This is a genomic window from Cryobacterium sp. TS_SC_7 (assembly GCF_056156285.1).
Genome location: NZ_CM149589.1, coordinates 1,578,677 through 1,603,673, shown reverse-complemented (window position 1 = coordinate 1,603,673; position 24,997 = coordinate 1,578,677). Strand labels below are relative to the sequence as shown.

27 protein-coding genes and 1 tRNA gene are annotated in these 24,997 nt (G+C 66.7%); 17 read left to right on the top strand and 11 right to left on the bottom strand.

Annotated features, from left to right (window positions below; genetic code table 11):
• Positions 1 to 43: 43 nt before the first annotated feature.
• Positions 44 to 940: a mycothiol synthase gene (gene mshD / locus AC0J5J_RS07390; RefSeq protein ID WP_474900137.1), complete on the bottom strand. Its 897-nt coding sequence runs from the start codon at positions 938 to 940 to the stop codon at positions 44 to 46.
• On the bottom strand, positions 915 to 1,607 hold the full coding sequence (locus tag AC0J5J_RS07385; protein WP_134424362.1) for a response regulator transcription factor: 693 nt from the start codon (positions 1,605 to 1,607) through the stop codon (positions 915 to 917). The genes mshD and AC0J5J_RS07385 overlap by 26 nt, the downstream gene beginning before the upstream one ends.
• A gap of 74 nt (positions 1,608 to 1,681) precedes the next feature.
• On the opposite strand from AC0J5J_RS07385, the gene AC0J5J_RS07380 reads away from it, so the two are divergent.
• The 4 genes from AC0J5J_RS07380 (at position 1,682) to AC0J5J_RS07365 (ending at position 4,790) form a co-directional block, all read left to right on the top strand.
• Positions 1,682 to 1,945, top strand: coding sequence for a hypothetical protein (locus AC0J5J_RS07380; protein WP_134424361.1), 264 nt, complete (start codon positions 1,682 to 1,684; stop codon positions 1,943 to 1,945).
• Between the two features lie 155 nt (positions 1,946 to 2,100).
• A complete protein-coding gene (locus tag AC0J5J_RS07375; protein ID WP_474900136.1) occupies positions 2,101 to 2,715 on the top strand; it encodes a nitrobindin family protein in 615 nt (204 codons plus the stop codon).
• Between the two features lie 67 nt (positions 2,716 to 2,782).
• Positions 2,783 to 3,961 carry a CAF17-like 4Fe-4S cluster assembly/insertion protein YgfZ gene (gene ygfZ / locus AC0J5J_RS07370; RefSeq protein WP_474900135.1) on the top strand — a complete coding sequence of 393 codons (1,179 nt, stop codon included), beginning with the start codon at positions 2,783 to 2,785 and terminating at the stop codon, positions 3,959 to 3,961.
• 76 nt (positions 3,962 to 4,037) lie between these two features.
• Positions 4,038 to 4,790 carry a phosphoglyceromutase gene (locus tag AC0J5J_RS07365; protein ID WP_134424358.1) on the top strand — a complete coding sequence of 251 codons (753 nt, stop codon included), beginning with the start codon at positions 4,038 to 4,040 and terminating at the stop codon, positions 4,788 to 4,790.
• Positions 4,791 to 4,880: 90 nt separating this feature from the next.
• Here AC0J5J_RS07365 and phoU read toward each other — a convergent pair whose 3' ends face one another.
• Positions 4,881 to 5,537, bottom strand: coding sequence for a phosphate signaling complex protein PhoU (gene phoU, locus AC0J5J_RS07360; protein ID WP_134424357.1), 657 nt, complete (start codon positions 5,535 to 5,537; stop codon positions 4,881 to 4,883).
• Positions 5,538 to 5,718: 181 nt separating this feature from the next.
• On the opposite strand from phoU, the gene AC0J5J_RS07355 reads away from it, so the two are divergent.
• Both AC0J5J_RS07355 and AC0J5J_RS07350 read left to right on the top strand, forming a co-directional pair.
• Positions 5,719 to 6,873 carry a sensor histidine kinase gene (locus AC0J5J_RS07355; RefSeq protein ID WP_134424356.1) on the top strand — a complete coding sequence of 385 codons (1,155 nt, stop codon included), beginning with the start codon at positions 5,719 to 5,721 and terminating at the stop codon, positions 6,871 to 6,873.
• Positions 6,870 to 7,550, top strand: coding sequence for a response regulator transcription factor (locus AC0J5J_RS07350; RefSeq protein WP_134424355.1), 681 nt, complete (start codon positions 6,870 to 6,872; stop codon positions 7,548 to 7,550). Before AC0J5J_RS07355 ends, AC0J5J_RS07350 begins: the two co-directional genes overlap by 4 nt.
• A gap of 21 nt (positions 7,551 to 7,571) precedes the next feature.
• On the opposite strand, the gene AC0J5J_RS07345 is transcribed toward AC0J5J_RS07350, so the two are convergent.
• A complete protein-coding gene (locus AC0J5J_RS07345; RefSeq protein WP_134424354.1) occupies positions 7,572 to 8,048 on the bottom strand; it encodes a DNA modification methylase in 477 nt (158 codons plus the stop codon).
• Between the two features lie 168 nt (positions 8,049 to 8,216).
• On the opposite strand from AC0J5J_RS07345, the gene AC0J5J_RS07340 reads away from it, so the two are divergent.
• The 4 genes from AC0J5J_RS07340 (at position 8,217) to rlmB (ending at position 12,568) form a co-directional block, all read left to right on the top strand.
• Complete coding sequence (locus tag AC0J5J_RS07340; protein WP_134362241.1) at positions 8,217 to 8,699, top strand: CarD family transcriptional regulator; 483 nt, start codon at positions 8,217 to 8,219, stop codon at positions 8,697 to 8,699.
• A gap of 133 nt (positions 8,700 to 8,832) precedes the next feature.
• Entirely contained in the window at positions 8,833 to 10,041 is a 1,209-nt protein-coding gene (ispD, locus tag AC0J5J_RS07335; RefSeq protein WP_474900134.1) for a 2-C-methyl-D-erythritol 4-phosphate cytidylyltransferase, read from the top strand.
• A complete protein-coding gene (gene cysS / locus AC0J5J_RS07330) occupies positions 10,038 to 11,453 on the top strand; it encodes a cysteine--tRNA ligase (RefSeq protein ID WP_134424352.1) in 1,416 nt (471 codons plus the stop codon). Before ispD ends, cysS begins: the two co-directional genes overlap by 4 nt.
• Positions 11,453 to 12,568, top strand: a complete 1,116-nt coding sequence (gene rlmB / locus AC0J5J_RS07325) for a 23S rRNA (guanosine(2251)-2'-O)-methyltransferase RlmB (protein ID WP_474900133.1) — start codon at positions 11,453 to 11,455, stop codon at positions 12,566 to 12,568. The genes cysS and rlmB overlap by 1 nt, the downstream gene beginning before the upstream one ends.
• A gap of 94 nt (positions 12,569 to 12,662) precedes the next feature.
• Here the strand turns inward: rlmB and AC0J5J_RS07320 are convergent, their stop codons facing one another.
• Both AC0J5J_RS07320 and AC0J5J_RS07315 read right to left on the bottom strand, forming a co-directional pair.
• Positions 12,663 to 13,991 carry a DUF4032 domain-containing protein gene (locus tag AC0J5J_RS07320; protein WP_134424350.1) on the bottom strand — a complete coding sequence of 443 codons (1,329 nt, stop codon included), beginning with the start codon at positions 13,989 to 13,991 and terminating at the stop codon, positions 12,663 to 12,665.
• Between the two features lie 91 nt (positions 13,992 to 14,082).
• Entirely contained in the window at positions 14,083 to 15,180 is a 1,098-nt protein-coding gene (locus tag AC0J5J_RS07315) for an ABC transporter ATP-binding protein (RefSeq protein ID WP_474900132.1), read from the bottom strand.
• Positions 15,181 to 15,434: 254 nt separating this feature from the next.
• Here AC0J5J_RS07315 and AC0J5J_RS07310 point away from each other — a divergent pair, with 254 nt between their 5' ends.
• Positions 15,435 to 16,349: a DsbA family protein gene (locus tag AC0J5J_RS07310; protein WP_134424348.1), complete on the top strand. Its 915-nt coding sequence runs from the start codon at positions 15,435 to 15,437 to the stop codon at positions 16,347 to 16,349.
• Between the two features lie 73 nt (positions 16,350 to 16,422).
• Positions 16,423 to 16,495: transfer RNA gene (locus tag AC0J5J_RS07305), tRNA-Thr, on the top strand.
• Positions 16,496 to 16,551: 56 nt separating this feature from the next.
• On the opposite strand, the gene AC0J5J_RS07300 is transcribed toward AC0J5J_RS07305, so the two are convergent.
• A complete protein-coding gene (locus tag AC0J5J_RS07300; RefSeq protein ID WP_474900131.1) occupies positions 16,552 to 17,100 on the bottom strand; it encodes a nitroreductase family protein in 549 nt (182 codons plus the stop codon).
• A 3-nt stretch (positions 17,101 to 17,103) separates the two neighbouring features.
• A complete protein-coding gene (gene msrB / locus AC0J5J_RS07295; protein ID WP_134424346.1) occupies positions 17,104 to 17,505 on the bottom strand; it encodes a peptide-methionine (R)-S-oxide reductase MsrB in 402 nt (133 codons plus the stop codon).
• 189 nt (positions 17,506 to 17,694) lie between these two features.
• On the opposite strand from msrB, the gene AC0J5J_RS07290 reads away from it, so the two are divergent.
• The 5 genes from AC0J5J_RS07290 to groL all read left to right on the top strand — a co-directional run bounded on the left by AC0J5J_RS07290 (position 17,695) and on the right by groL (position 22,010).
• Positions 17,695 to 17,994, top strand: a complete 300-nt coding sequence (locus tag AC0J5J_RS07290; RefSeq protein ID WP_474900130.1) for a DUF3263 domain-containing protein — start codon at positions 17,695 to 17,697, stop codon at positions 17,992 to 17,994.
• Between the two features lie 63 nt (positions 17,995 to 18,057).
• Complete coding sequence (locus AC0J5J_RS07285; protein ID WP_474900129.1) at positions 18,058 to 18,645, top strand: LytR C-terminal domain-containing protein; 588 nt, start codon at positions 18,058 to 18,060, stop codon at positions 18,643 to 18,645.
• Between the two features lie 211 nt (positions 18,646 to 18,856).
• Positions 18,857 to 19,060, top strand: a complete 204-nt coding sequence (locus AC0J5J_RS07280; protein ID WP_134362230.1) for a cold-shock protein — start codon at positions 18,857 to 18,859, stop codon at positions 19,058 to 19,060.
• A gap of 351 nt (positions 19,061 to 19,411) precedes the next feature.
• Positions 19,412 to 20,272, top strand: coding sequence for a DUF3048 domain-containing protein (locus AC0J5J_RS07275; RefSeq protein ID WP_474900128.1), 861 nt, complete (start codon positions 19,412 to 19,414; stop codon positions 20,270 to 20,272).
• A gap of 118 nt (positions 20,273 to 20,390) precedes the next feature.
• Positions 20,391 to 22,010 (top strand): chaperonin GroEL, encoded by a 1,620-nt coding sequence (groL, locus tag AC0J5J_RS07270; protein ID WP_134362228.1) that lies wholly within the window; start codon positions 20,391 to 20,393, stop codon positions 22,008 to 22,010.
• A gap of 73 nt (positions 22,011 to 22,083) precedes the next feature.
• Here groL and AC0J5J_RS07265 read toward each other — a convergent pair whose 3' ends face one another.
• From AC0J5J_RS07265 to AC0J5J_RS07255, 3 genes are all read right to left on the bottom strand, one after another.
• Entirely contained in the window at positions 22,084 to 22,374 is a 291-nt protein-coding gene (locus AC0J5J_RS07265; RefSeq protein ID WP_134424342.1) for a WXG100 family type VII secretion target, read from the bottom strand.
• Between the two features lie 161 nt (positions 22,375 to 22,535).
• Entirely contained in the window at positions 22,536 to 24,263 is a 1,728-nt protein-coding gene (locus AC0J5J_RS07260; RefSeq protein WP_134424341.1) for a sensor histidine kinase, read from the bottom strand.
• A gap of 32 nt (positions 24,264 to 24,295) precedes the next feature.
• Positions 24,296 to 24,988: a response regulator transcription factor gene (locus AC0J5J_RS07255; protein WP_134369100.1), complete on the bottom strand. Its 693-nt coding sequence runs from the start codon at positions 24,986 to 24,988 to the stop codon at positions 24,296 to 24,298.
• Positions 24,989 to 24,997: the final 9 nt, after the last annotated feature.

Below are 24,997 nucleotides of genomic sequence, written 5' to 3'. Positions count from 1 at the left end.
CACTGCCGACCGCGCGAACGCGACGATCTTGGATGAACACTGTCTAACGCGCGCCTCGCCGGTACTGCACATCGACGGTTCGATCCAAGAAACCGAGCGATCGGTAGAGCGTCACCGCGGCGGCGCTGTCCGCTTCCACGTACAGGTCCGCGGTCCGGCAGCCGCGCTCGCGGAGACGGTGCAGGCCGGCCAGCATGAGCCGGCGGCCGAGGCCCCGGCCGGCGGCATCCGGATGAACACCGATGACGTAGATCTCGCCGACCGGTGAGTCGTCCTCGATCTTCAGCCAGTTATAGCCGACCATGCGGCCGGTTCCCGCGTCGCGGGCGATCAGGAAATCGCCGGCCTGGAACCAGGGTTCGGCCCGGCGGTCGGCCAGGTCGCTCTCGGTGAGTGCACCCTGTTCCGGGTGAGCGGCGAAGACGAGCGCATTGAGCGCCACCCACTCCGCGTCGTCCTGTCCGGGCCGGAACCCCTCGACGCGCACGTCGGCCGAGGCGTCGGCCGACGCGTCGGAGCGGATGCCGGCGCGTACCGGGACCGTCAGATCCAGGCGAAGCTGAAGCAGCGTTCGGTCGGCCGTGAAACCGAACCGGTCGGCCAGCACCCGGGCGGCGGAATGGTCGCCGTGCGACCACAGGCTCAGCTCGCCGGACGTGTCGGCCAGAACGGCGGCGAGGGCGGCACCGCCGTGGCCGAGCCGGCGCCGGGCCGGGTCCACGACGAGGTCGAGTTCACCGGCGCCGAGGATTCCCGCGCCCACCACGGTGTCCGCATCCTCGACCAGGAACGAGGTCCGCTGGCCGGCGGCCGCATCGAACAGCGCCTGCTCGTTGAAGGGGGCGTAGCCGTCGACGCGAGTGGCGGCGGCGGCGACCCGGTGGAATTCGGCCGCGAAGCCGGCATCCGTTAGGTCAGGCGCGTATCGGATGAATGCCACGGGTTCCGTCCTGTTCCGCCACGTTGAAGCGATAGCCCACGTTGCGCACGGTGCCGATCAGGGATTCCTGATCGCCGAGCTTGGCCCGCAGGCGGCGCACGTGCACGTCGACCGTTCGGGTGCCGCCGAAGTAGTCGTAGCCCCAGACCTCGCTGAGCAGCTGTTCCCGCGTGAAGACCCGCGAGGGGTGCGCGGTCAAAAAGCGCAGCAGCTCGAATTCCTTGTAGGTGAGGTCCAGCGGCCGACCGTGCACTTTGGCCGAGTAGCTGGCCTCGTCGATGATGACGCCGGCGGCGCGGATGGTGGCTGATTCCTCCGTGCGGGGCACACGCCCGGCGGCGAGACGGATGCGCGCATCCACCTCGGCTGGCCCGGCTGTCTCGAGGATGACGTCGTCGACCCCCCAATCCGGGCTGACGGCGGCGAGGCCACCCTCCGTGATCACCAGGAGGAGCGGAACGGTGCTTCCCGTGGTGCGCAGGATCTGGCACAGCGACTTGGCCGCCATCAGATTCGAACGAGCGTCAACGAGCATCAGGTCGGCGTCGGGCGCCGTCACGAGCTGGTCCGGCTGCGCCGGGATGACCCTGGTGCCGTGGGACAGCAGGGCAAGGGCGGGTAGAACGTCACTGTTGACCGCCGAGGTCAGGATCAACAACTGGGCCACGCGCACCCTCCAAGGATTGTGCGCATAATCCTAGCGTGCCGCGGAAAGGGTGCCGGGCAGTGCAGAATGAGGGGGTGAGCTGGCAGTGGAAGAGCGTCGTCGTGGTGTGGCTGTTCGCGCTCGTATGCGCCGTTCTGACGGGGTGGCTGTCCTTGCCTGGCCAACACCTGACCTGGATCGGACTCTCCTTCGCCGGCTGCACGATCGGCACGCTCTGTGTGCAACTCGCCACCGGGCAGAAGGAAGGCTACGTCAACCGGGTCACGGCCAGCCTGGTCGGCGCCGTGACCGTTCTCGCCGCCGCGACCGGTGTTTTCGCCCTGATCGGCCTCGTTTAGGGGTTCTGTCCGTCGGGCGGGCTAGAGTGAGGGACATGTCAATCCTCGCTCTCGAAATCTTCTTCCTGGGGCTGCTCGCACTGGCGAGCCTGTCGATCGCCTGGGTGTCCGGCATGGTTCTGTTCAAGTTGTTCCGGGGGCAGCGGTAACCATCGATGTTTGAGCTCCCCACTCAGCTCCCGTCCGAACTGGTGCCGCTGTCGTGGCTCCTCGGAGTGTGGGAGGGGTCAGGGGTCCTCGACTATCAGATCGGCGACGAGTCCGTCAGTCGCGAGTTCGGCCAGCGGTTGAGCTTCAGCCACGACGGTCTCCCGCATCTGAACTACAACTCCTACACCTGGCTCGAGCCTGAAGCGGGCAGCGGCAGCGACGAGAAGACGCCGCTGATGACCGAGACCGGGTACTGGCGATTGAGTCGCAGTCAGGGTGCCGGTGATCCCGGACCGGGGCTGTTGCCGGCCGAGGGCGCGCATCCGTTCATCACTGCCGCCGCGGTCGAGACCCTGCGCAACGCCGACGACGGCTTCGACATCGACGTGACCATCGTGCATCCGGGCGGGGTCGCCGAAATCTACCTGGGTCAGGTCAAGGGCCCCCGCATCGATCTGGCGACGGATGCCGTGATGCGCACCCAGGGCGCCAAGCCCTACTCCGCCGCCACGAGGCTGTACGGGCTGGTCGACGGCCACCTGCTCTGGGCCTGGGATATCGCAGCCCTCGGCCAAAGCCTGCGCACGCACGCCTCCGGCCGTCTCAAGCGCGTTGAATGATCCGGTGCCTGCGGGCGCCGAGCGTCCGGACGGCACCTCGTCCACCAGCCCGATGGAAAGAGTTCTCATGACCAGCGAATCCCCGTCGTCCCCGTCAGCTTCCTCTCCGCTGCTCGAGCTCGACGGCGCGGTGCAGGCCGAGGGCATCGATGCCGGTGTGGCCGCGCACTACGGCAGCCCCCTCACCGAGCAGCGTCGGCTGTTGGCCGGCGGGACCATCGTGGACCTGTCCCATCACGGCGTGTTGAGTGTGGCCGGACCGGACCGTCTGACCTGGCTCAACTCGATTTCCAGCCAGGAATTGCGCACACTCGCCCCGGGGGAGTCAACCGAGACGCTCCTGCTCGACCCGAACGGTCACGTCGAATACGCCATGGCGGTCATCGACGACGGGGTCGAGACCTGGCTGCTCGTCGAGGCGGCCCAACTGCCCGGACTGCACGCCTGGCTCGACAAGATGCGTTTCACCCTGCGCGTGCAGGTCGTCGACCACACCCTGTCCTGGGCCGTGATCGGTTCCATGGGTGACCCGTCGGGGCTTCCGTGCGTCCCCGCCGCGCCCAACGGCGTACCGCTGGTGTGGCATGACCCGTGGAACCAGGTCGGCGCCGGCGGATTCCAGTACGCGGATGCGCCGGCGCATCCGGGCGCCGCCTGGCGCTGGACGGAGACCCTGGTGCCGCGCTCGTCGCTGCCGGCCCTGCGCGACGCCGTGCGCGACGGCGAGGTCGCCGTGTCCGGTCTGCTCGCCCTGGAGGCGCTGCGGATCGCTGCCTGGCGTCCGCGCCGGGCCCGGGAGGTCGACGAGAAGAGCCTGCCGCACGAACTCGACTGGCTCCGCAGCGCCGTGCACCTGGCCAAGGGCTGCTACCGCGGGCAGGAGACCGTGGCGAAGGTGCATAATCTGGGGCATCCGCCGCGCCGTCTCGTGCTGCTGCACCTGGACGGCTCCGACGCGGTCCTCCCCGCTCACGGCGACGAGGTGCAGGCCGTGCGGCAGCTGCCGGACGGCGGCACCGAGCATCGGGGGATCGGCCTGATCACGTCCAGTGCCATCCACTATGAGCTCGGTCCGATCGCGCTTGCCACGATCAAGCGCACGGTTCCCGCCACGGTCACCCTCTATGTGGCGTCCCAGGGCATCCTCGTCTCGGCCGCCCAGGAGGTCATCGTGCCCCAGTCGGCCGGCTCCGTCGCGGAGATCCCCCGGCTGCCCCGCCTCGGCATCCGCACACCGGGCCGCTGACCGGCCACGGACGCAGGCACGGTCCGGTCTGCCGGTCCAGCACCGGCGCGGCCGCCACATCGGTAGAGTTGAAGGCATGTCAGATGCATACAATCTCATCCTTCTCCGTCACGGCCAAAGCCTATGGAATCAAGAAAACCTCTTCACCGGTTGGGTGGATGTCAGGCTGAGCGAGCAGGGCGCGGGCGAAGCCAAGCGCGCCGGCGAGCTCCTCGCCGAGTCGGGCCTGCTGCCCGACATCCTGCACACCTCATTACTTACCCGCGCCATCCAGACCGCGAACATCGCGCTCGAGGAGGCCGACCGGCTGTGGATCGACGTCAAGCGTTCCTGGCGCCTCAACGAGCGTCACTACGGCGCCCTGCAGGGCCTCGACAAGGCGGAGACCCTCGCCAAGTTCGGTCCGGAGCAGTTCCAGCTGTGGCGTCGCTCGTTCGACGTGCCGCCGCCCGTTCTGGCCGACGATTCTCCCTGGTCCCAGGCGCACGACGTGCGTTACGCGAACCTGGGTGAGGACCTGCCCCGCACCGAGTGCCTGAGCGACGTCGTCGACCGGATGCTGCCCTACTGGGAATCGGACATCACGCCTGACCTGCGGGCGGGCAAGACTGTTCTCGTCACCGCCCACGGCAACTCGCTGCGTGCCCTGGTCAAGCACCTCGACGGCATCAGCGACGCAGACATCGCCGAGCTGAACATCCCCACCGGCATTCCGCTGGTCTACCGCCTCGGCGAAGACATGATGCCGCTCGGCCCCGGCCGCTACCTGGACCCGGAGGCCGCCGCCGCCGGCGCCGCCGCCGTCGCGGCCCAGGGCAACAAGAAGTAGAGCAGCCGCTCCCACCCACACGAACGAGAAAGCCCCGGAAGCAACTGCTTCCGGGGCTTTCTCGTTCGTTGCCGAGCTGGACGCCTGGTCCTAGGCGTTCGAGTTCTGCTGCCAGGCGCCGGTGCCGAGGTACTGCACCTTCTTGGCGATGGAGACCGCGTGGTCGGCGAAGCGCTCGTGGTAGCGGCTGGCGAGGGTGGAGTCGACCGTGTCGATCGCCTGACCCTTCCAGGTCTCGCCGAGGACGGCGTCGAAGACGCTCAGGTGCAGTGCGTCGACCTTGTCGTCTTCGTTGCGAATGGTCTCGGCCAGCAGCATGTCCTCGTTCGTGAGGAGCTCGGTGAGCATCTTCGCGATCGCCGTGACGAGCGAGCCCATCTCCGCGAATGTGCCGCGCAGGCTCTTGGGCACGACCTTGTCCGGGAACCGGTAGCGGGCGAGTTGGGCGATGTGGGTGGACAGATCACCCATCCGCTCGAGCGATGCGCTGATGCGCAGGGCGCTGACGACGATCCGGAGGTCGCGGGCCACCGGCTGCTGGCGGGCGAGGATCGTGATGGCCAGTTCGTCGAGTTCGAGGGTCAGCTCGTCGATCTTCTCGTCTTCGGTGATCGCTTCCTCGGCGAGGCCGACGTCGGACTCGTTGAAGGCGCGCGTCGCCTTGTCGATGGAAATCGCCACGAGGCGCGAGATCTCGACGAGGCGATCCTGCACTTCAGCGAGTTCCTGTTGGAATACTTCACGCATGGTGTGTGGTCCTTCCTGGGCGCGCGTAACGCGCAGACACGTGAGACCCACCTGGGCCCCGGGTAATCATGGGGGAGCGAGGTTAACGGCAGGTGCCGTGGTATTGAACTCTACCTAAAGTAGTCTGCGCGCTTGTGCCGCTGGGTCACCTGTCCCCGATAAGTGTCAGTAATCTGGATAAATGGAATCGACAGGGCTTGTGCTGCTGGCGCTGGCACTGGGCCTGTCCGTCGGCGCCGGATTCATGACTCTCCTGCATGTGGCCGAGCGCCACGGGCGACGGGCGGCCGAGGTCGTGAACCCGGCGGTCCCCGACGGCATCGATCAGGTGCTCGACGCGCTCGAGACCGCCGGTGCCGTGGTCGACCCGTCGAACAACGTGATCAAGACGTCCCAGGCCGCGGTGTCGATGGGCCTGGTCTGGAACCGTCAACTGGTGCACACCGAGTTGCTCGACCTGATCGCCCGGGTGCGCCGCACCGGGGAACCGATCTCGGAGAACCTGGTTCTCTCCCGGGGCCCCTTCGGCGATGCCAGCATGCGAGTACGGGTTCGGTTGGCGCGGCTGGGCACCCGGTATGTGCTGCTGCTGGCAGAGGATCGCACCGAGGCGTTCCGCCTCGATGAGGTACGCCGGGACTTCGTCGCCAACATCAGCCACGAGCTGAAGACACCCATTGCCGCGGTCGGGTTACTGGCCGAAGCCCTCGATCAGGCGGCGGACGAACCGGCCCAGGTGCGCCGCTTCGCGAACCGCCTCACCACCGAGTCGGGCCGGCTCACCCGGCTGACCCAGGAGATCATCGAACTGTCGCGGCTGCAGGCGCAGGATTCCCTGACCGAACCCGAGATCCTCAATGTCGATGCCATCGTGGCGGCCGCGGCCGACCAGAACCGGGTCCCGGCCGACGCTGCCCACATCACCATTGCCGTCGGCAAGAAGTCCGGCGCCGAGGTTGCCGGCGACGAGCGCCTGCTCGTGATGGCCGTGCACAATCTGGTGTCCAACGCCGTGAACTACTCCGCCGAGGGCGGCCGGGTCGGCGTGGGTGTGCGCCGCCACGACGGCGTCGTCGAGATCAGCGTCACGGACCAGGGTGTGGGCATCGAGGAAACCGACCTCGATCGGATCTTCGAGCGATTCTTCCGCGTCGACCAGGCTCGCTCGCGGCACACCGGCGGCACGGGCCTCGGCCTGTCGATCGTCAAACACATCGTTCTGATCCACGGGGGAGACATCCGGGTCTGGTCCCAGCCCGGCAGCGGATCGACGTTCACCATCCGCCTCCCTGAGGCACCGCACACCGCTCCGGCGGCGATAGGAGACACCCTGTGACCCACATCCTGCTGGTCGAAGACGAGAGCGCGCTCAGCGAACCGCTGAGCTTCCTGCTCGAACGTGAAGGCTACGAGGTCACGGTGGCCGAAGACGGCCCGAGCGCCATCACCGAGTTCGACCGCACCGGCGCCGACCTCATCCTGCTCGACCTGATGTTGCCCGGCATTCCGGGCACGGAGGTCTGCCGGGAGATTCGCACGCGGTCCATGGTGCCGATCATCATGCTGACCGCCAAGGACTCCGAGGTGGACATCGTCGTCGGACTCGAACTCGGCGCCGACGACTACGTGACCAAGCCCTACTCGACCCGGGAACTGCTGGCGCGCATCCGTGCCGTGTCCCGGCGGCGCGTCGACGAGGCCGGAGAGGACCTCAGTATCCTGGCGGCCGGAACCGTGCGCATGGACACCGAGCGGCACACCGTCACGGTGTCCGGCGACATCGTCAACCTGCCGCTCAAGGAATTCGAACTGCTCGAATTCCTGCTGCGCAACGCGGGCCGGGTGCTCACCCGCGGCCAGCTGATCGACCGGGTCTGGGGCACCGACTATTTCGGTGACACCAAGACTCTGGACGTGCACATCAAACGGATCCGCTCTCGCATCGAGGCCACCCCGTCGAACCCGACGATGCTGGTCACCGTGCGCGGTCTCGGCTACCGCTTCGACGCCTGAGAGCGCCGACCGCGCCCGCCCTTACGGGGCGGGCGTCGGCAGCAGCGTCGAGTACTCGTCGAGAGTGCCGTCGAGGACCGGTACGAGTACCTCGACGCCGGTCTCGCTGCCGTACTGGAAGAACACCGGGAACAGAGAACCGAGCTCCAGGTCGGCCGTGACCGTGACCGTGGGCGCGTCCTCGGTGCCGAGGGTGACGCTGGAATTCGCATCCACGTTCACCTCCTGGGTGACCTTGTCGGACCCGTCGTCGTACTGCACGTTCAGGCTCTGCGCCGAGTCGGACGAGTTGACGACGGTGACCAGAAGATTGGCGACGTCGCCGTCCTCGGACAGCAGGATGGCGTTGCGGATGGCGAGATCGCCGACATCGCCGCTCACTCCGTCGCTCGCGTCATACTTGGCGGTCGTCGACTGTGGTGCAAAAAGGTTGCAGCCGCTGGTTCCCAACAGGATGCCGGCCGCCACGACGACGGACACGATGGTTCGAGCTCTCACAAGGCCTCCACAACAGTTCACCGTTTTGCCCGATGGCCAAACGCCGCAAATTTAGCTTTCGCCCCAGCCTACTGGCTTCCACCGGGGCCCACGGCGCGCCTGAAGGCGCGGCGAACCTTACCACCGTCGGCTGTGGTATCCTAGACGCTGCTGAAGGGATATACACACATGCTTTTTGAGGTTGGCGAAACTGTCGTTTATCCCCACCATGGAGCCGCGACGATCACCGAGGTGAAGACGCGGATGATCAAGGGTGAAGAAAAACTGTACCTGAAGCTCAATGTTACTCAGGGCGACCTCACCATCGAGGTGCCTGCTGAGAACGTCGACCTGGTCGGCGTTCGCGACGTGATCGGCAAAGAGGGCCTCGACAAGGTGTTCGAGGTGCTGCGCGCGCCGTTCACCGAAGAGCCCACCAACTGGTCGCGCCGGTACAAGGCCAACCTGGAAAAGCTCGCGTCCGGTGACGTGATCAAGGTGTCCGAGGTTGTTCGCGACCTGTGGCGTCGCGATCAGGACCGAGGCCTGTCCGCCGGCGAGAAGCGCATGCTGGCCAAGGCCCGTCAGATTCTGATCTCCGAGCTCGCCCTGGCGGAGAAGACCGACGAGGAGAAGGCCTCCACGGTTCTCGATGAGGTCCTCGCTTCCTGACCCGGAGCATCTCCTGAAACATCCAGAATTGCTTTCGTTGGAAGGCGGTGCCGAGAGGTGCCGCCTTTCGCGTTTCCCTCCCTGCCCCGATTCCGCGTCTCCTGTCGCAGACCTCACCAGATAGCCTCCAGACATGACTGATTCCCCTGTGCCCCAGGTTGCGGTCATCGTCGTCGCCGCGGGCAGCGGCAGTCGGCTCGGGCACCCGCAGCCGAAAGCGTTCGTCTTGCTGGCCGGGCGCACGCTGCTCGAACGCTCCCTGCTCGCCGTTTTCGGGATGCGCGACGCGGCCCAGGTCATTGTCGTCGCACCGAACAGCCACCTCGCGGAGGCGCACCGGATCGCCGCCCGGGCCGGCGGCGGGACCTCCGTCGACGTGGTGGCCGGCGGTGCGACCCGGCAGGACTCCGTCATTCGCGGGCTGGCCGCACTGCAGCCCGGCGTGCGCGTCGTTCTGGTGCACGATGCGGCGCGCGCGCTCACCCCCGCCGCGCTCTGCGACGCCGTCGTCGATTCCGTACGGTCCACCGGGCACGGGATCGTTCCCGGACTGCCCCTGGTCGACACGATCAAGAACGTCACCCGTGCCGGCGCGATCCTCGGCACGGTGGACCGTGCCGAGCTGTCCGCCGTTCAGACGCCCCAGGGCTTCCCGCGGGAGATGCTCGAATTCGCGATCGTGGGCGCCACCGCCTCGGCGACAGACGATGCGGGCGTGGTCGCGGCCGCCGGCTTCCCCGTGAGCGTGATCGCCGGAGACCCGCTGGCGTTCAAAATCACCACTCCATGGGATCTGCGCCGCGCCGAGTCCCTGCTCAGGGCGCGGGAACCGGCCGCGTCCGCCTCGCGGGTCGGCACCGGCCTCGACGTTCACGCCTTCGACGACAAGTCGGAACTGTGGCTGGCCGGTCTGCACTGGCCGGGGGAGCGCGGCCTGTCCGGGCACAGCGACGGTGACGCCGTCGTGCACGCCATCTGCGACGCCCTGCTGTCCGCCGCCGGGCTGGGCGACATCGGCGGCGTCTTCGGCACCTCCGATCCGCGCTTCGACGGCGCCCACGGCGACGTTTTCCTGCGGGAGACACTGCGCCTCCTGGCTGACGGCGGTTTCCGGGTCGGTAACGTCGCAGTGCAGATCATCGGCAACCGGCCCAAGCTCAGTCCCCGCCGGGCCGAGGCGGAGGCGCTCCTGAGCGGGCTGCTGAAGGCGCCGGTCAACGTGTCCGCGACCACGACGGACGCCCTGGGCCTCACCGGGCGCGGCGAGGGCATCGCTGCCCTCGCGACAGCGCTCATTTTCCCCAGGCAGCCGGCAGACCCTGACCTAAGCTGGGAAGCGTGACCATGCGACTCTACGATTCCCGGGCCCAGGCCCTCCGCGACTTCATTCCCCTCACGCCCGGCGCGGTGGGCATCTACGTCTGCGGACCCACCGTGCAGTCCTCGCCCCACATCGGCCACCTGCGCAGCGCGCTCGTCTACGACCAGTTGCGTCGGTGGCTCACCTACCGTGGTCTCGACGTCACCTTCGTGCGCAACGTCACCGACATCGACGACAAGATCCTCGCCCACGCCGCCCGCGGCACTGAGGAATGGTGGGCCCTGGCCTACCGGTACGAGCTGGAGTTCACCGCCGGCTACCAGAAGCTCGGCATCCTGGCCCCCAGCTACGAACCCCGGGCCACCGCCAGTATCCAGCAGATGCAGGACCTCATCGGCCGCCTGATCGAGCGCGGTCACGCCTACCCGGCCGACGACGACTCCAGCGACGTCTATTTCGACACGGCGAGCTGGCCCGACTACGGCGACCTGACCCGTCAGCGCCGCGGCGATATGGAGGCGGCCGTGGATGCCGACCCGCGCGGCAAGAAGGACCCGCGCGACTTCGCTCTGTGGAAGGGACGCAAGGCCGACGAGCCGGAGTCGGCCTCCTGGGCGTCCCCGTGGGGACCCGGCCGGCCCGGCTGGCACGTGGAATGCTCGGCCATGGCATCGCGCTACCTCGGCGAACGGTTCGACATCCACGGCGGCGGGCTCGATCTTCGCTTCCCGCACCACGAGAATGAGCTGGCCCAGTCCGCCGCTGCCGGCGATGGTTTCGCGAACTACTGGGTGCATAACGGGCTCGTGAACGTGAACGGGCAGAAGATGTCCAAATCGCTCGGCAACTCCGTGTTCGCGGCGGAACTGCTCGACCAGGCTCGTTCCATCGTGGTTCGCTACTACCTGGGCGCGGCCCATTACCGCTCCACCATCGACTACCACGAAGGTGCCCTCGTGGAGGCCGAAGCGGCCCTCGAGCGCATCGAGAGCTTCCTCGACCGCGCCGATCGCCGCCTGGCCGACACCCGGTTCGCCGGATCCGGAGTGGAAATCGTCCCGGACGAATTCGCGACCGCCATGGACGACGACCTGGCCGTTCCTCAGGCCCTGGCCGTGCTGCACGAAACCGTGCGGACCGGCAACGCGGCGTTGGACGCCGAAGACCTGCACGCCGCGGCCGCCGCCCGTGGACATGTGCTCGCCATGAGCGAGGTCCTCGGGATCAACCCTCTGTCGCCCGGGTGGGCCGTGTCGACGGACGAACCGGCGATGATCGCACTGACCGCCCTCGTCGAGCGACTGCTCGACGACCGCGAAACCGCAAGGCAGGGCCGCGACTATGCGGCCGCAGACCGTATCCGGGACGAGCTCGTCGCCGCCGGAATTACCATCGAAGACACCCCCTCGGGTGCCCATTGGAGTTTTGACTGATGAAGAACACAGACCGCAAGTCCCGCACCGGGGCCGTGCGCAAGGGCAGCCGGGGACCGCAGGTCGGTTCCGGCGGCCAGGGACGCCAGGCGCTCGAGGGCAAGAAGCCCACTCCCAAGGCCGAAGACCGTCCGTACCACCCGGCCGGCAAGCGCAAGCTGGCTGCCGACCGCTTCGTCGCGGCCGGCGGCGGCCGCAGCCGCAGCTCCGCGGGACCCAAGAGCGCGCCGCGCAGCGCGACCACCGGCAACACCGGCGGCGGCGGCGCCTCCACCCGGCGCGCGAAGCAGATCGACGAGCATGAGGTCGTGACCGGACGCAACTCCGTGCTGGAAGCGTTGCGGGCGAAGATCCCCGCCACCGCCCTGTACATGGCAACGCGGATTGAAATGGACGTTCGGGTGAAGGAAGTCCTCACCCTCGCGACGACCCGCGGCATCCCGGTGCTCGAGGTCATGCGTCCGGAACTCGACCGTCTGGCCGGCCGGGACTCGGTGCACCAGGGCCTCGCACTCAAGGTGCCGGCCTACGAGTACGCCGAGCCCCTCGAGTTGCTGGAACTGACGATCAGCCGCGGCAACAAGCCGCTCTTCGTCGCCCTCGACGGCATCACCGACCCGCGCAACCTCGGTGCCATCGTCCGTTCGACGGCCGCTTTCGGCGGTCACGGCGTGATCGTGCCGCAGCGTCGCTCCGTCGGTGTGACCGCGTCGGCGTGGAAGACATCGGCGGGCGCCGCAGCCCGCCTGCCCGTCGCGATGGCCACCAACCTGACCCAGTCGCTCAAGGCGCTCAAGGAACGCGGCGTGCTCGTGATCGGCCTCGCCGGCGACGGTGACACCCAGCTACCCGAGCTCGGAATCGGTTTCGCCGAGCGTCCGATCGTGATCGTCGTCGGCAGCGAGGGCAAGGGCCTGTCCCGCCTCGTCACCGAGACCTGCGATGCGATCGTGTCGATCCCGATCAGCGCCTCGACCGAATCGCTGAACGCCGGGATCGCAGCCGGCGTGACCCTGTACGAGGTTTCCCGCCTGCGTGCGGCCGCCAAGGCCGCCAAGCTCGCAAAGGCGGCAGCGGCAGCGGCAGCAACCGCGGCGGCAACCTCCGCCTCCTAGCGAACCCTCATCCCGCGAGATGCGGAAAAAGCACCCTCGTTTTCGAAATGGGGGTGCTTTTTCCGCATCTCGCGGGGGCGAGAGTGGCCGGTGACTAGACTTTGAGGCGCCAGTCGGCCTCATCGTCGGCGGCCGACTCGGCCGCGTCCGCCAGGGCAGCGGTGTCATCGTCGGTCACGTCGATCGGAATGGTGATCTCACCGGTGACCGGCTCGATCACGGTGGCCTCGTCGCGGCGGTGCCGCAGAACATCCTTGACGTAGGAGGTCACTGCCTCGGCCAGCGGGATGTCCCGGGACTGGTTCTGGGCCATGAACCAGCGGTGGTCGAGCAGCTGGTGGAAGATCTCCGCCGGTTCGAGCTTGCCCTTGAGGTCGCGGGGGATGGCCCGGATCACGGGTTCGAAGACGCGCACCAGCCATTCGTGCGCCAGCATCTCCTCGTCGGCCTCCGGGTCACCGTACGAGACCCGGTAGGAGTCGAGGTCGTTGAGCAGCCGCCGGGCCTGGTTCTCCTCGGCGTCGAGCCCCGTGAGGCGCAGTAGCCGGCGCTGGTGGTGGCCGGCGTCGACGACCTTCGGCTGGATCCGCACTGTCGTGCCCGTGTTGTCGGTCTTGATGGCGAGTTCCTCGATGTCGAAACCGAGGTCGTTCAGGCGTTCCACGCGTTCCGTGATGCGCCAGCGCTCGGAACTGGAGAACGACTCCGAACCGGTCAGCTCCTTCCAGAGCAGACGGTAGGCGGCGACGATTCCGTTGCTGACCCGGATGGGATCGAGTTCGTCAGCCGCCCGTCCGCCGGCTTCGAGGTCCATCAGTTCGCCGGCGATGTTGACGCGTGCGATCTCCAGGTCATTCTCGCGCTGGCCGTTGGACAGGCCGCCCGGGTAGAGCTGCCCGGTCTCTGCGTCGACCAGGTATGCGGCGAAGGCGCCGGCGTCGCGGCGGAAGAGCGTATTGGAGAGCGAGACATCTCCCCAGAACAGGCCCGCCATGTGCACGCGCACGAGTAACAGGGCGAGGGCGTCGACCAGGCGGGTGGCAGTGTCCGGGCGGAGTGTTTGCGAGTACAGGGCGCGATAGGGCAGCGAGAACTTGAGGTGCCGGGTGACCAGCACGGAGTTCAACGGCTCGGCGTCGTCGTTGGTGCGGTTGGTGATGACGGCGAGAGGTTCGACGCAGGGGATTTCGAGGCCCTGGAGGGTGCGGAGCATTTCATACTCGCGCTTGGCCATCTCGCTGGTGGTCTCCTTGATGGCGACGACACGACCGCTCAAATGTGCGAAGCGCACCAGGTGGCGCGAGATTCCCTTGGGCAGGGCCGCGATGTTCTCGTTAGGCCAGGCGTCGAGCGGGAGGTGCCAGGGAAGGTCAAGCAGGGCTGGGTCGGCCGTGGCCGACGTGATGTTGAGAGAACCGCTCATGAATTGAGTTTACCGGTGGACTCCCGGCCCGGGGAACGACAAAACGGCCGGACGGAGCAAGCTCCATCCGGCCGTTCGACTGGGTCGCAGACTAGTCGGCGACTGCTCCACCGAGGCGGAGGCCGGTCTCGGCGTCGAAGACGTGCATGTGGTGCGGCGTCGGGGTCAGGTAGACGGTGTCGCCGGCGGACGGGTGTGAACGGCCGTCGACGCGAGCGACGATGTCGGTGCGCTTTCCTTCGACCGTGGAGTGGCCGTAGAGGTAACCGTCGGCGCCGAGCTCCTCGACGAGGTCGACGGCAACTTCGAGGCCCTCTCCGTGCGTGGTGGACAGGTGGATGTCCTCCGGGCGCACGCCGATCGTGACCTTGGGGCCGGTGGAGCCGGCCAGGGTCTCACGGGGAACGGGGATCGTTGCCGTGCCGAACTTGATGCCACCGTCGACGGTGTCGGCCAGGAAGAGGTTCATGGCCGGGCTGCCGATGAATCCGGCAACGAAGACGTTGTTCGGCTTCGAGTACAGGTCGCGCGGGGTGCCGACCTGCTGCAGCACGCCGTCCTTGAGCACCGCGATCCGGTCGCCCATGGTGAGCGCTTCGGTCTGGTCGTGAGTCACGTAGACCGTGGTGACGCCGAGGCGGCGCTGCAACGAGGCGATCTGGGTGCGGGTCTGCACGCGGAGCTTGGCGTCAAGGTTCGACAGCGGCTCGTCCATGAGGAACACCTGGGGCTGACGCACGATGGCACGTCCCATGGCGACGCGCTGACGCTGACCACCGGAGAGCGCCTTCGGCTTGCGGCTGAGGTAGGGCTCGAGGTCGAGCAGCTTGGCTGCCTCGAGAACGCGGGTGGCGCGCTCGTCCTTGTTGACGCCGGCGATCTTGAGCGCGAAGCCCATGTTCTCCGCAACGGTCATGTGGGGGTAGAGCGCGTAGTTCTGGAAGACCATGGCGATGTCGCGGTCTTTCGGCGGGACATCCGTCACGTTGCGCTCACCGATGAAGATGTTGCCGTCGTTGACCTCTTCGAGACCGGCGAGCATGCGCAGGGACGTGGACTTGCCGCAGCCCGACGGGCCGACCAGCACGAGGAACTCGCCGTCGGCAACCGACAGGTCGAGCTTGTCAACGGCGGGAATGGCGGAACCCGGGTAGAGGCGGGTCGCCTTGTCGAACGTGACTGAAGCCATGGTTGTTTTCTCCTTCACCGGCAGGTACGTGCCGGACGATCCGTTGTGATGGGTTACTACGCCCGTAGCGCGTCATGTGCTGCGGGTCAACTCCCTCAGTATGTCATGTCGGGGGAACAGCCCGTCTGCGAGAAACGCTGTCTCCGGTGCGCCGGCCGGGCTCGTCTGGACGTTTCCCAGAAAGGGGACCTACTATTTGGGAGGCATTCGCAAAAGGCTTGCCTCTGCACATACCTATTTCGGAGCGAGCATTTATGACTATTGGCGGATCGGGCGATGGCCGTCCCACTAAGAATCATCGACGCGACGCCGTACGCACCAAAGCCAAACGGATCCGCGAAGAGCAGAAGAAGAAGGACCGCCGTAACCGGGTCGTCCTTCGGGGCGGGATCGCAGCGGCCGGTGTTGCCGTCGTCGCCGTGATCGCCCTGGTCATCATCAATTCGATTCCCCCGGTAGGCCCGGGGCCGGCGAATATGGCCAGTGACGGCGTGCTGATCGGCGAGGGGATGACGCCGGTCGTCACCACAGCGCTTCAACCCGACGCCAAGCCGATCCCGTCTGAACCGGACGCTACCGGCACCGTTGCCGACATTCGCATTTACTCCGATTACCTGTGCCCGTTCTGCAGCCAGTTCGAGACCGCGAACAGCGAGCAGATCAGCCAGTGGGTCACATCGGGCGCGGCGACCGTGGAGATCCACCCGGTGTCGATCCTGACCCACAAGTCGTCCGGATCCAAGTATTCGCTGCGGGCCGCGAACGCCGCGGCCTGCGTCGCGAACTACGCCCCCAAGGATTTCTACGCCTTCAACGCCATCCTCTTCGAAGAGCAGCCGGAGGAGGGAACCGTCGGGCACGACGATGCGGCCATCAAGGGCCTGGTGAAGAAGGCGGGCGTGAGTTCGGCGGTGCCGAAGATCAATGAGTGCATTGACGACACGACCTTCAAGTCCTGGGTGATCGCCTCCACCGACCGTGCCGTTTCCGGACCGCTTCCGAACACGGAGGTCGAGGCCATCACGGGAACGCCCACCGTTCTTGTCAACGGCAAGCAGTACGTGGGCGCCCTCGACGACCCCAAGGAATTCGCTGCCTTCGTATTGCAGGCGGCCGGGGAGACCTACTCCACCTCGACGCCGACTCCAGAACCGGCACCGGCGGGTTGATCCCTGCCGGGGAGTGGCCCCACGGGCTACTTTCGTCATTTAGGATGGTGTGTCGAGGCGGCATTCGCCTCATGCCGGCCTGGCGCAATTGGTAGCGCACCACTCTTGTAAAGTGGGGGTTACGGGTTCAAGTCCCGTGGCCGGCCCTGACGTTTGTAATGGACAGGTCTGTTCGGGCCGAGCTCAGAGCTCGCTGAGATAGTCAGAGCTCGCTGAGATAATCCGAGGGGTTGATGGTCTGGCGCACTCCCGGCCGGCAATCGATCGGCACGCCTCCGACGTAGAGCCACCCCAGGAGCTCCTCGGATTCGCGGAGCCCCTGAACACGACGCACGGGTTCTGAGCGGGTGAGCGGCCCCGTGCGCCACATCACGCCCCAGCCTTGATCCGTCAGGAGGAGGCTGAGCATGTGTCCGACACCGGCTGCAACGGCATCCTGTTCCCAGGCGGCCACGGAATCGCTCTCGCGTCGGCTCACGACGATGGCAATGAGAAGTTCGGCACGCAGGGGCTTGGCGGCGAGTTTGGCAGCCTCGGTCCCGGTCAGGCCGGCGGCCTCCACCAGCGCCTCGCCCAGACGGAGTCGAGCGTCACCGCGTACCTCGATCAGTCGCCAGGGACGCAGGGCTCCGTGGTCGGCGACCCGGGCCGCGATGCTCACCAGTGGCAGTAATTCCTCGTGGGTCGGCGCCTGGGCGGTCACCTTGGAGTGGGACCGTCGCCGTCCGACCGCATCGAGGACCGCAGACAACGCTTACTCGACCGGCTTGAAGTTGAGCGAGATGGAGTTCATGCAATAACGGTCGCCGGTGGGTGTGCCGAATCCGTCGTCGAAGACATGTCCCAGGTGCGAGCCGCAATTCGCGCAGCGCACCTCGGTGCGCACGACACCCAGCGTGCGGTCCTCGAGCAGCTCGACCGCCTCGGGGCGCACCGACTCGTAAAAGCTCGGCCAGCCGCAACCGGAGTCGAACTTCGTGCCGCTCTTGAACAGCTCGGCATTGCAGGCCCCGCAGGTGTAGATCCCGGAGCGACCCTCATCGAGCAGCTCACCGGTCCAGGCGCGCTCGGTCGCGGCACCGCGGAGAACGGCGTACTGCTCGGGGCTCAGTTCCGCGCGCCACTGCGCATCCGACTTTTCGACCTCGTAGTCCATGTTCCGTCCTTCCTGCACGGCCGGGGAGCGGCCGAAATCTGTACGTACCAACAATAAACTCACCGCACCGCGCCAGTATTCCTCGATCCGGAAGCGCACCGCCGCACAGAGAGCGAACCGCGCGGACCGCGGACTCAGCGAGTGCGGAGGCCCGGGCAAATAGACTGGCGGAGACAAGGGAGGTGGCAGATGGACGGGGTATCCGTTCCTGATCCGACTCCTGACCCGTCAGCGCCGGCCGCGCTGGCCGCCCACGAACAGTCGATCCTTGCTTTCGAACGCCGATGGTGGAAGCACGCGGGCGCGAAGGAGCAGGCGATCCGGGCCGAGCTCGGCCTCTCGGCCGCCCGGTATTATCAGTTGCTGGGAGTTGTGATCGATTCTCCGCTCGCGCTGGCCTACGACCCGATGCTGGTGAAACGCTTGCAACGGATGCGTGACGCCCGGTCGAACGCACGGGCCGACCGGTCGCTGCGCCCCGCCGATTGACACCCTGACCAGCATGCTGCCTCCATTGAGATCCAGCTCCAAGAGGATTGACACAGCCTGACGATGCCGACTTCCTACGAGAAAGACCGCTTCGACCACCTCCCGCATGACCTGGCCCGGGTGGGCGCTCACCGCGCCCCCGGTAAGAAGGGACGCGGCTGGATCGGTTTCTGGTGGGCACTCGGAGCCACCGTGGTGCTGGTCGGTGCCGGAGTCTTCGGGCTGGCCATGCTGAACAACAACCTTGACTTCGAGCTCCCGGGCGCGACCACCGCGGCGAGCACCGCCGAGACCAGTGACCCGGCCAGCCCCGCAGAAGCCCCCGCGCCTGCGCCTGCTCCTGCTCCTGCCGCAACGGTGGACCCCAGCCTGACCGTGACCGTGCTGAACGGAACGGCGGGTGACGGCGTCGCTCGGGCAGTGGGGGACCTCCTCGAGACCGAAGGCTGGACGCTCGGCGAACTCGACAATGCGAGCACGGAAGACGTACCGACCACGATCGTCTACTACGCCGACGAGACACTGGAAGGCGCGGCTCGCGGCGTCGCCGCCTCTCTTCCCGGATCAGATGTGTTGCTCTCCAGCGACTTCGCCGATTCCGCGGCCTCTTTGACGGTCGTCGTCGGCAACGACTACGAGCCCGCCGAATAAGCCTCACCTATACGTCCGGGGCCTGCACGTCAACCCCCTGTTGTTCTCTCGCAGCTTCCGTAGGTTTGACATTGGTCGCTCATTCGCCCGTCCTGACGTTCTCGTAAGAGGCGTATTCCACTGGTCGGGCGTAATGGACGCAGTAACTGCGCCAGGCCCGGTACGGCCAGCGGGCGCGTGTCGACGAATTCAAAGCAACAGGGAGTTACACATGGCGAACGGAACCGTCAAATGGTTCAACGCTGAAAAGGGTTTCGGCTTCATCACTGTCGATGGAGGTGGCCAGGACGTCTTCGTGCATTACTCGGCCATCGATATGCACGGCTACAAGGTTCTCGAAGAAGGACAGCATGTCATCTTCGAACTGGGTACCGGGGCGAAGGGGCCCCAGGCAGAATCGGTTCGTCCGGTCTGACCCAGCGGGGGGAGGCGGCGGCGACACCATCCGGTGTCAGGCGTTGCAGTTCGAACAGCATTTCGGGATTGCGCTCCAGGTTCACAGACGCGGTGTTGAAGCCGGGTTAGTGTGTGGTGCGTGACATCGAAAAACGTGACAGCGACTACTGTGACTCACCCGCAGCGACGTCGTACGGCACCGTCAGTCCGGTCCCTCCGGAATGCCGGTGCCGTACTGCTGTCCTCTGTCCTGCTCCTCACCGCATGCGCCGGGGTCGGTGATGCGCCACAACCGTCGGCCAGCGCTCCGAGCGACTCTTCCTACGATGCTCCCGCGGTCCTGGACGTCGCCCCACTGCGGGGAACGAGCGTGGTTGCCGGCAGCCTGCAGAATCCGGCTCTCGCCGCGAAGATCGACAACCATGAACAGGCCAGGCCGCAGCTCGCTCTGGAACGCACCGACCTCGTGTTCGAAGAACTCGTCGAGGGTGGCCTGACCCGGTACGTCGCCGTCTGGCAGTCGGACATCCCCGAATCGGTTGGCCCCGTGCGCTCGATCCGACCGATGGACCCCGACATCGTCGCGCCCTTCGGCGGAATCATCGCCTACTCGGGCGGGCAGCAGCAGTTCATCGACATGATGGAGGCGACCGAAGTGGTCAACGCGGCCTTCGACACCGATGACACCGGCCTCTTCGCTCGCGCGGACGACAGGCAGGCCCCGCACGACGTCATCCTGCAGGCGTCCGAATTGGTGGACCGCAACTCCACCCTGCCGCCGCCGCCGCAACAGTTCTCCTACGCCGCGACCGCCCAGGGCTCTTCCGCCGCCGTCGACGGTGTGCCCGTCTCGGCGATCGACTCCACATTCTCCGCTTCCCGCTGGCCGAGCTGGACCTGGGACGCGGCCAGCGCCGCCTTTCTTCGCTCGCAGGAGGGTGCCCCCGACCTCGACTCCACCGGTGCGCAGCTGCGGGCCACCAACGTGGTGGTTCTCCGTGTCGCCATTGACGACCGCTTCCCCGACGTTCCCCAGACGACCATGATCGGATCGGGCGAGGCCTGGGTTGCGTCCGGCGGCAAGTCACTGCACGCGGTCTGGTCCAAGGCCGACCAGACTGCGCCCATCCGTCTGGTCGATGACTTCGGGGTGACGGTTCGACTCGCCGCCGGCAACACCTGGATCGAGCTGGTCCCCGCGGACCGCGGCTCGGTCGTGCTCGTGCCGTAGCCCCTGTCGTTCACTTGCACTCTCGACCCCAGAGTGCCAGAATCGATTTGGCACTCTCTCTGTTTGAGTGCCAACCCATCACCGTTTTGGTAACGTCCGGGAGGGACGAGAAACACATATGGCAAAGATCATTGCTTTCAACGAAGAGGCCCGTCGCGGCCTTGAGCGTGGCCTGAACATCCTCGCTGACACTGTCAAGGTCACCCTCGGCCCGCGCGGACGTAACGTGGTGCTGGAGAAGAAGTGGGGCGCCCCCACGATCACCAACGACGGCGTGTCCATCGCCAAGGAGATCGAGCTCGACGACCCGTACGAGAAGATCGGTGCCGAGCTCGTCAAAGAGGTCGCCAAGAAGACCGATGACGTCGCGGGCGACGGAACCACCACCGCCACCGTCCTGGCTCAGGCACTCGTCCGCGAAGGCCTGCGCAACGTCGCGGCCGGCGCAGACCCCATCAGCCTCAAGCGCGGCATCGAGAAGGCCACGGCTGCCGTGATCGCCGAGCTCATCGCCAATGCCAAAGAGGTCGAGACCAAGGAAGAGATCGCGGCCACCGCGTCCATCTCCGCCGGAGACGCCGAAATCGGCGCCATCATCGCCGAAGCCATCGACAAGGTCGGCAAGGAGGGTGTCGTCACCGTCGAGGAGTCGAACACTCTCGGCACCGAGCTGGAGCTCACCGAGGGCATGCGCTTCGACAAGGGATTCCTGTCGGCGTACTTCGTGACCGACCCCGACCGTCAGGAAGCGGTCTTCGAAGACCCCTACATCCTGATCGTCAACTCCAAGGTCTCCAACATCAAGGACCTGCTGCCCATTGTGGACAAGGTCATCCAGACCGGCAAGCAGCTCCTCATCATCGCCGAGGACGTCGACGGCGAGGCCCTGGCCACGCTCGTCGTGAACAAGATCCGCGGAATCTTCAAGTCGGTCGCCGTCAAGGCTCCCGGCTTCGGTGACCGTCGCAAGGCGCAGCTGCAGGACATCGCCATCCTCACCGGTGGACAGGTCATCAGCGAAGAGGTCGGCCTCAAGCTCGAGAACGTCACGCTCGACCTTCTCGGCAACGCCCGCAAGATCGTCATCACCAAGGACGAGACCACCATCGTCGAAGGTGCCGGCGACCCCGAGGCGATCGCCGGACGTGTTCAGCAGATCCGCAGCGAGATCGAGAACACCGACAGCGACTACGACCGCGAGAAGCTCCAGGAGCGTCTCGCCAAGCTCGCCGGCGGCGTTGCCGTCATCAAGGCCGGCGCCGCGACGGAGGTTGAACTCAAGGAGCGCAAGCACCGTATCGAGGACGCCGTCCGTAACGCGAAGGCTGCCGTCGAAGAGGGCATCGTCGCCGGTGGTGGCGTTGCACTGATCCAGGCCGGCAAGACCGCGTTCGAGAAGCTCGAACTGGTCGGCGACGAGGCAACGGGCGCGAACATCGTCAAGGTTGCCATCGACGCTCCGCTCAAGCAGATCGCCCTCAACGCCGGCATGGAGCCGGGCGTTGTCGCCGACAAGGTGCGCAACCTGCCGATCGGTTGGGGCCTCAACGCCGCGACCGGTGAGTACGTCGACATGCTCGCCGCCGGAATCAATGACCCGGTGAAGGTCACCCGCTCCGCGCTGCTCAACGCAGCGTCGATCGCCGGGCTGTTCCTCACCACCGAGGCCGTTGTCGCCGACAAGCCCGAGAAGAACCCGGCTCCGGCCGGCGACCAGGGCGGCGGAATGGACTTCTAAGTCCACACCGCTTCACCGCTTCACAACACAGGGCGTCTCCTTCGGGAGGCGCCCTGTGTCGTTTCTGCCGCGGTCAGCGCAGGAAGAGGCGTGCGTTGGCCTGCTCGATCTCCGCGTAATGCTGACCGGCCTGGTTCAGGGCCAGGTTGAGGGCCTCTGCGCTCTGTGCCACCTGCTGCTGGGTGGCCCGCCAGTCTGTGACGGCCGTCTGGAACGCGGTCGCCGCCTGCCCCGTCCATGACCCTTCCAGAGCGGTCAGCTGGGTGATCAGCCCGGCTACTTCACTCTGGATGCGTGCGATCGACGCACGGGCCATGGCGGTGGTGTGGAGCACGGCTTCACTGTCGACCTGGTAGCGGGTCATGGGGAGTCCTTTCGGCTGAGGGTGTGCCGATCAGACTACGAGCCGGCGTGCACCGGGGCCGGGGAGGGAGCCGCTCCGTTGCTCTTACGGTGCCGCACCCTGCTGGGGAGGAACGCCAACGGGCCTGCTCGTCGATGATCGTCACGGAGTGACGACCCACGCTACGGGGTGGTGGCAGGAGTGACGCGCTGGGGTGCGCTCGGGGAGCAGGCCAGAGGGAACCAGACCCGGAAGGTCGCGCCGCCGCCGGGGGTGTCGACGACCTGTACCGTGCCGTTGTGGCTGGCCACGATCGAGGCGACGATGGCCAGGCCGAGGCCGCTGCCGCCGGTCTCGCGGGCTCGGGAGGTGTCGGCGCGCCAGAACCGCTGGAAGATCTTGTCGCGGATCTGAGGTGGGATGCCCTCGCCGTGGTCGATGATGGCGATGGACGCCCGCTGGTTGCGGCGGTCCACGGCGACCTCGAGTTCCACCGGGCTGTCGGCCGGGCTGAACCGCAGCGCGTTGCCCATCAGGTTCGTGATGACCTGACGGATCTTATTCTCCTCGGCCATGACCACGGCCTGCACGGTGGCCGGTTCGCTGACGGGCGCCGCTTCCGGTGCAGGGGCCGGGACATCCGTCTTGCGGGGCTTGCGGGTGCGCAGCCGGGCCAGGGTGGCGCCGGCGAAGGAGACGGAGCCGTTCGTCGGATGGGACGTTTCCGGGGGCTTCTCGGCGGGCTTCGGTCCCGTGGCGGACGCCGCGGGAACCTCGCCCGTGGAATGCGCGAGATCGATGGCCGGGCGTTCGACGGTGTCCTCGAACTCGGCCGGAATGGGCGTGATGACCGTGATGGTGCGCCCGGGGGAGGAGGCCATGGCGTCGAGCGCCGCATCGCGGGCGAGGGGCATCAGGTCGACCGGCGCGAGGGCGAGCGGCTTCGTCTCATCGAGCCGGGCCAGCTCCAGCAGGTCTTCGACCAGCCCGCCCATGCGAATCGCTTCCTTCTCGATGCGCTCCATGGCCTGCGCGATCTCCTCGGGCGACTGCAGGGCACCCATCCGGTAGAGCTCGGCGTAGCCGCGCACCGAGACGAGGGGCGTGCGCAACTCGTGGCTGGCGTCACCGACGAAGCGCCGCATCTGATCGATCGTGCGGGCGCGGTCCTTGAAGAGGCGGTCGATGCGACTCAGCATGGTGTTCAGGGACCGGTTGAGACGCCCGACCTCGGTATTGGGTGTGGCGCCGCCGAGACGCTGGCTGAAGTCGCCGTCGGCGATGGCGGCGGCAGTGCGCTCAACCTCGCGCAGCGGAGCGAAGGTGGAGGTGACCAGGAGCCGGGTGAGCAGGGCCCCGACGAGCACGACGCCGAGGCCGAACCCCAGGAAAATGGTGAGATAGGTGGCCATGGTGTTCTCGGTCGGTTTCAACGAGACAGCCATGACGAGCGTTCCGAGAGTTCCCTGCGGGGAGATCACGAGGGGGACGGCCACCGCGAGGAACTCGGTGTCATGAGCCGCGTCCTCCAGCGTCATCGTGCGGCCGTCGAGTTCCATCACGGTTTGCAGGTCGAGCGAGCCGGTCACATGCGGGAGCTCGTCGCGGGGGTGATCACGCCACGTATGGTCCTTGAGGTGACCATGCTCATCGTAGAGGGCGACGTAATAATCAGACGACACCACCGCCGTGGTGCCCTGGCCGAGGGCCGCAGCCGAGTAGCTGTTCGAGGCGGACTGGGCGTCGACCTGAAGCTGGGAGTCAACCTGCTGGATCACATACTGGCGAAGCATGGCCATGGTGCCGATACCGGAGACGAGGAGTCCGAGGGTCAGCATCAGAACCGTGACACCCGTGATCTTGGATCGCAGGGAAACGCGGCTCCACCGCTCCGTAAGTGACTGATGCATCAGGCCTCCCAGTCTATGGGCGCTGCCTGAGACTAAGCCTTGGCGGCCTTGAGCATGTAGCCGAAGCCGCGCTTGGTCTGGATCAGGGGTTCTGTCGAGTGCGCGTCCACCTTGCGGCGGAGGTAGGAGATGTAGGACTCCACGATGCCGGCATCCCCGTTGAAGTCGTACTCCCACACGTGGTCCAGGATCTGGGCCTTGGACAACACCCGGTTCGGGTTCAGCATCAGATAGCGGAGCAGCTTGAATTCGGTGGGGCTGAGTTCGATGGGTGCCTCGCCGACGAGGACCTCATGGGTGTCCTGATCCATGGTGAGTTCGCCGGCCCGGATGACGGCGTCTTCGTCAGCGTGCATGGTACGGCGCAGGATTGCCTTGATCCGGGCGACGATCTCGTCCAGGCTGAACGGCTTGGTGACGTAGTCGTCGCCGCCGACCGTCAGGCCGGTGATCTTGTCTTCCGTGTCGTCTTTCGCCGTGAGGAAGAGGATGGGGGCGGTGTAGCCCGCCGACCGCAGGCGTTTGGTCACCCCGAAGCCGTTCATGTCGGGCAGCATGACATCGAGGATGATGAGGTCGGGTTCTTCCTCGAGCACGGCGGAGATCGCCTGGGCGCCGTTGCCGACGGCGCGAACGGCGAAACCGGCGAAGCGAAGGCTGGTGGTGAGGAGGTCCCGGATGTTGGGCTCGTCGTCGACAATAAGGATGCGGGGGCCGTCAGTCATGACCCTAGT

Bases quoted from the DNA above. Each gene is read 5' to 3' on its own strand.
- ygfZ (WP_474900135.1), top strand. From the start codon at position 2,783: ATGACCAGCGAATCCCCGTCGTCCCCGTCAGCTTCCTCTCCGCTGCTC.
- AC0J5J_RS07280 (WP_134362230.1), top strand. From the start codon at position 18,857: ATGGCGAACGGAACCGTCAAATGGTTCAACGCTGAAAAGGGTTTCGGC.
- AC0J5J_RS07375 (WP_474900136.1), top strand. From the start codon at position 2,101: ATGTTTGAGCTCCCCACTCAGCTCCCGTCCGAACTGGTGCCGCTGTCG.
- phoU (WP_134424357.1), bottom strand. From the start codon at position 5,537: ATGCGTGAAGTATTCCAACAGGAACTCGCTGAAGTGCAGGATCGCCTC.
- ispD (WP_474900134.1), top strand. From the start codon at position 8,833: ATGACTGATTCCCCTGTGCCCCAGGTTGCGGTCATCGTCGTCGCCGCG.
- rlmB (WP_474900133.1), top strand. From the start codon at position 11,453: ATGAAGAACACAGACCGCAAGTCCCGCACCGGGGCCGTGCGCAAGGGC.
- groL (WP_134362228.1), top strand. From the start codon at position 20,391: ATGGCAAAGATCATTGCTTTCAACGAAGAGGCCCGTCGCGGCCTTGAG.
- AC0J5J_RS07365 (WP_134424358.1), top strand. From the start codon at position 4,038: ATGTCAGATGCATACAATCTCATCCTTCTCCGTCACGGCCAAAGCCTA.
- AC0J5J_RS07310 (WP_134424348.1), top strand. From the start codon at position 15,435: ATGACTATTGGCGGATCGGGCGATGGCCGTCCCACTAAGAATCATCGA.
- AC0J5J_RS07355 (WP_134424356.1), top strand. From the start codon at position 5,719: ATGGAATCGACAGGGCTTGTGCTGCTGGCGCTGGCACTGGGCCTGTCC.
- AC0J5J_RS07260 (WP_134424341.1), bottom strand. From the start codon at position 24,263: ATGCATCAGTCACTTACGGAGCGGTGGAGCCGCGTTTCCCTGCGATCC.
- AC0J5J_RS07315 (WP_474900132.1), bottom strand. From the start codon at position 15,180: ATGGCTTCAGTCACGTTCGACAAGGCGACCCGCCTCTACCCGGGTTCC.
- msrB (WP_134424346.1), bottom strand. From the start codon at position 17,505: ATGGACTACGAGGTCGAAAAGTCGGATGCGCAGTGGCGCGCGGAACTG.
- AC0J5J_RS07265 (WP_134424342.1), bottom strand. From the start codon at position 22,374: ATGACCCGCTACCAGGTCGACAGTGAAGCCGTGCTCCACACCACCGCC.
- AC0J5J_RS07285 (WP_474900129.1), top strand. From the start codon at position 18,058: ATGCCGACTTCCTACGAGAAAGACCGCTTCGACCACCTCCCGCATGAC.
- AC0J5J_RS07340 (WP_134362241.1), top strand. From the start codon at position 8,217: ATGCTTTTTGAGGTTGGCGAAACTGTCGTTTATCCCCACCATGGAGCC.
- AC0J5J_RS07255 (WP_134369100.1), bottom strand. From the start codon at position 24,988: ATGACTGACGGCCCCCGCATCCTTATTGTCGACGACGAGCCCAACATC.
- AC0J5J_RS07290 (WP_474900130.1), top strand. From the start codon at position 17,695: ATGGACGGGGTATCCGTTCCTGATCCGACTCCTGACCCGTCAGCGCCG.
- AC0J5J_RS07320 (WP_134424350.1), bottom strand. From the start codon at position 13,991: ATGAGCGGTTCTCTCAACATCACGTCGGCCACGGCCGACCCAGCCCTG.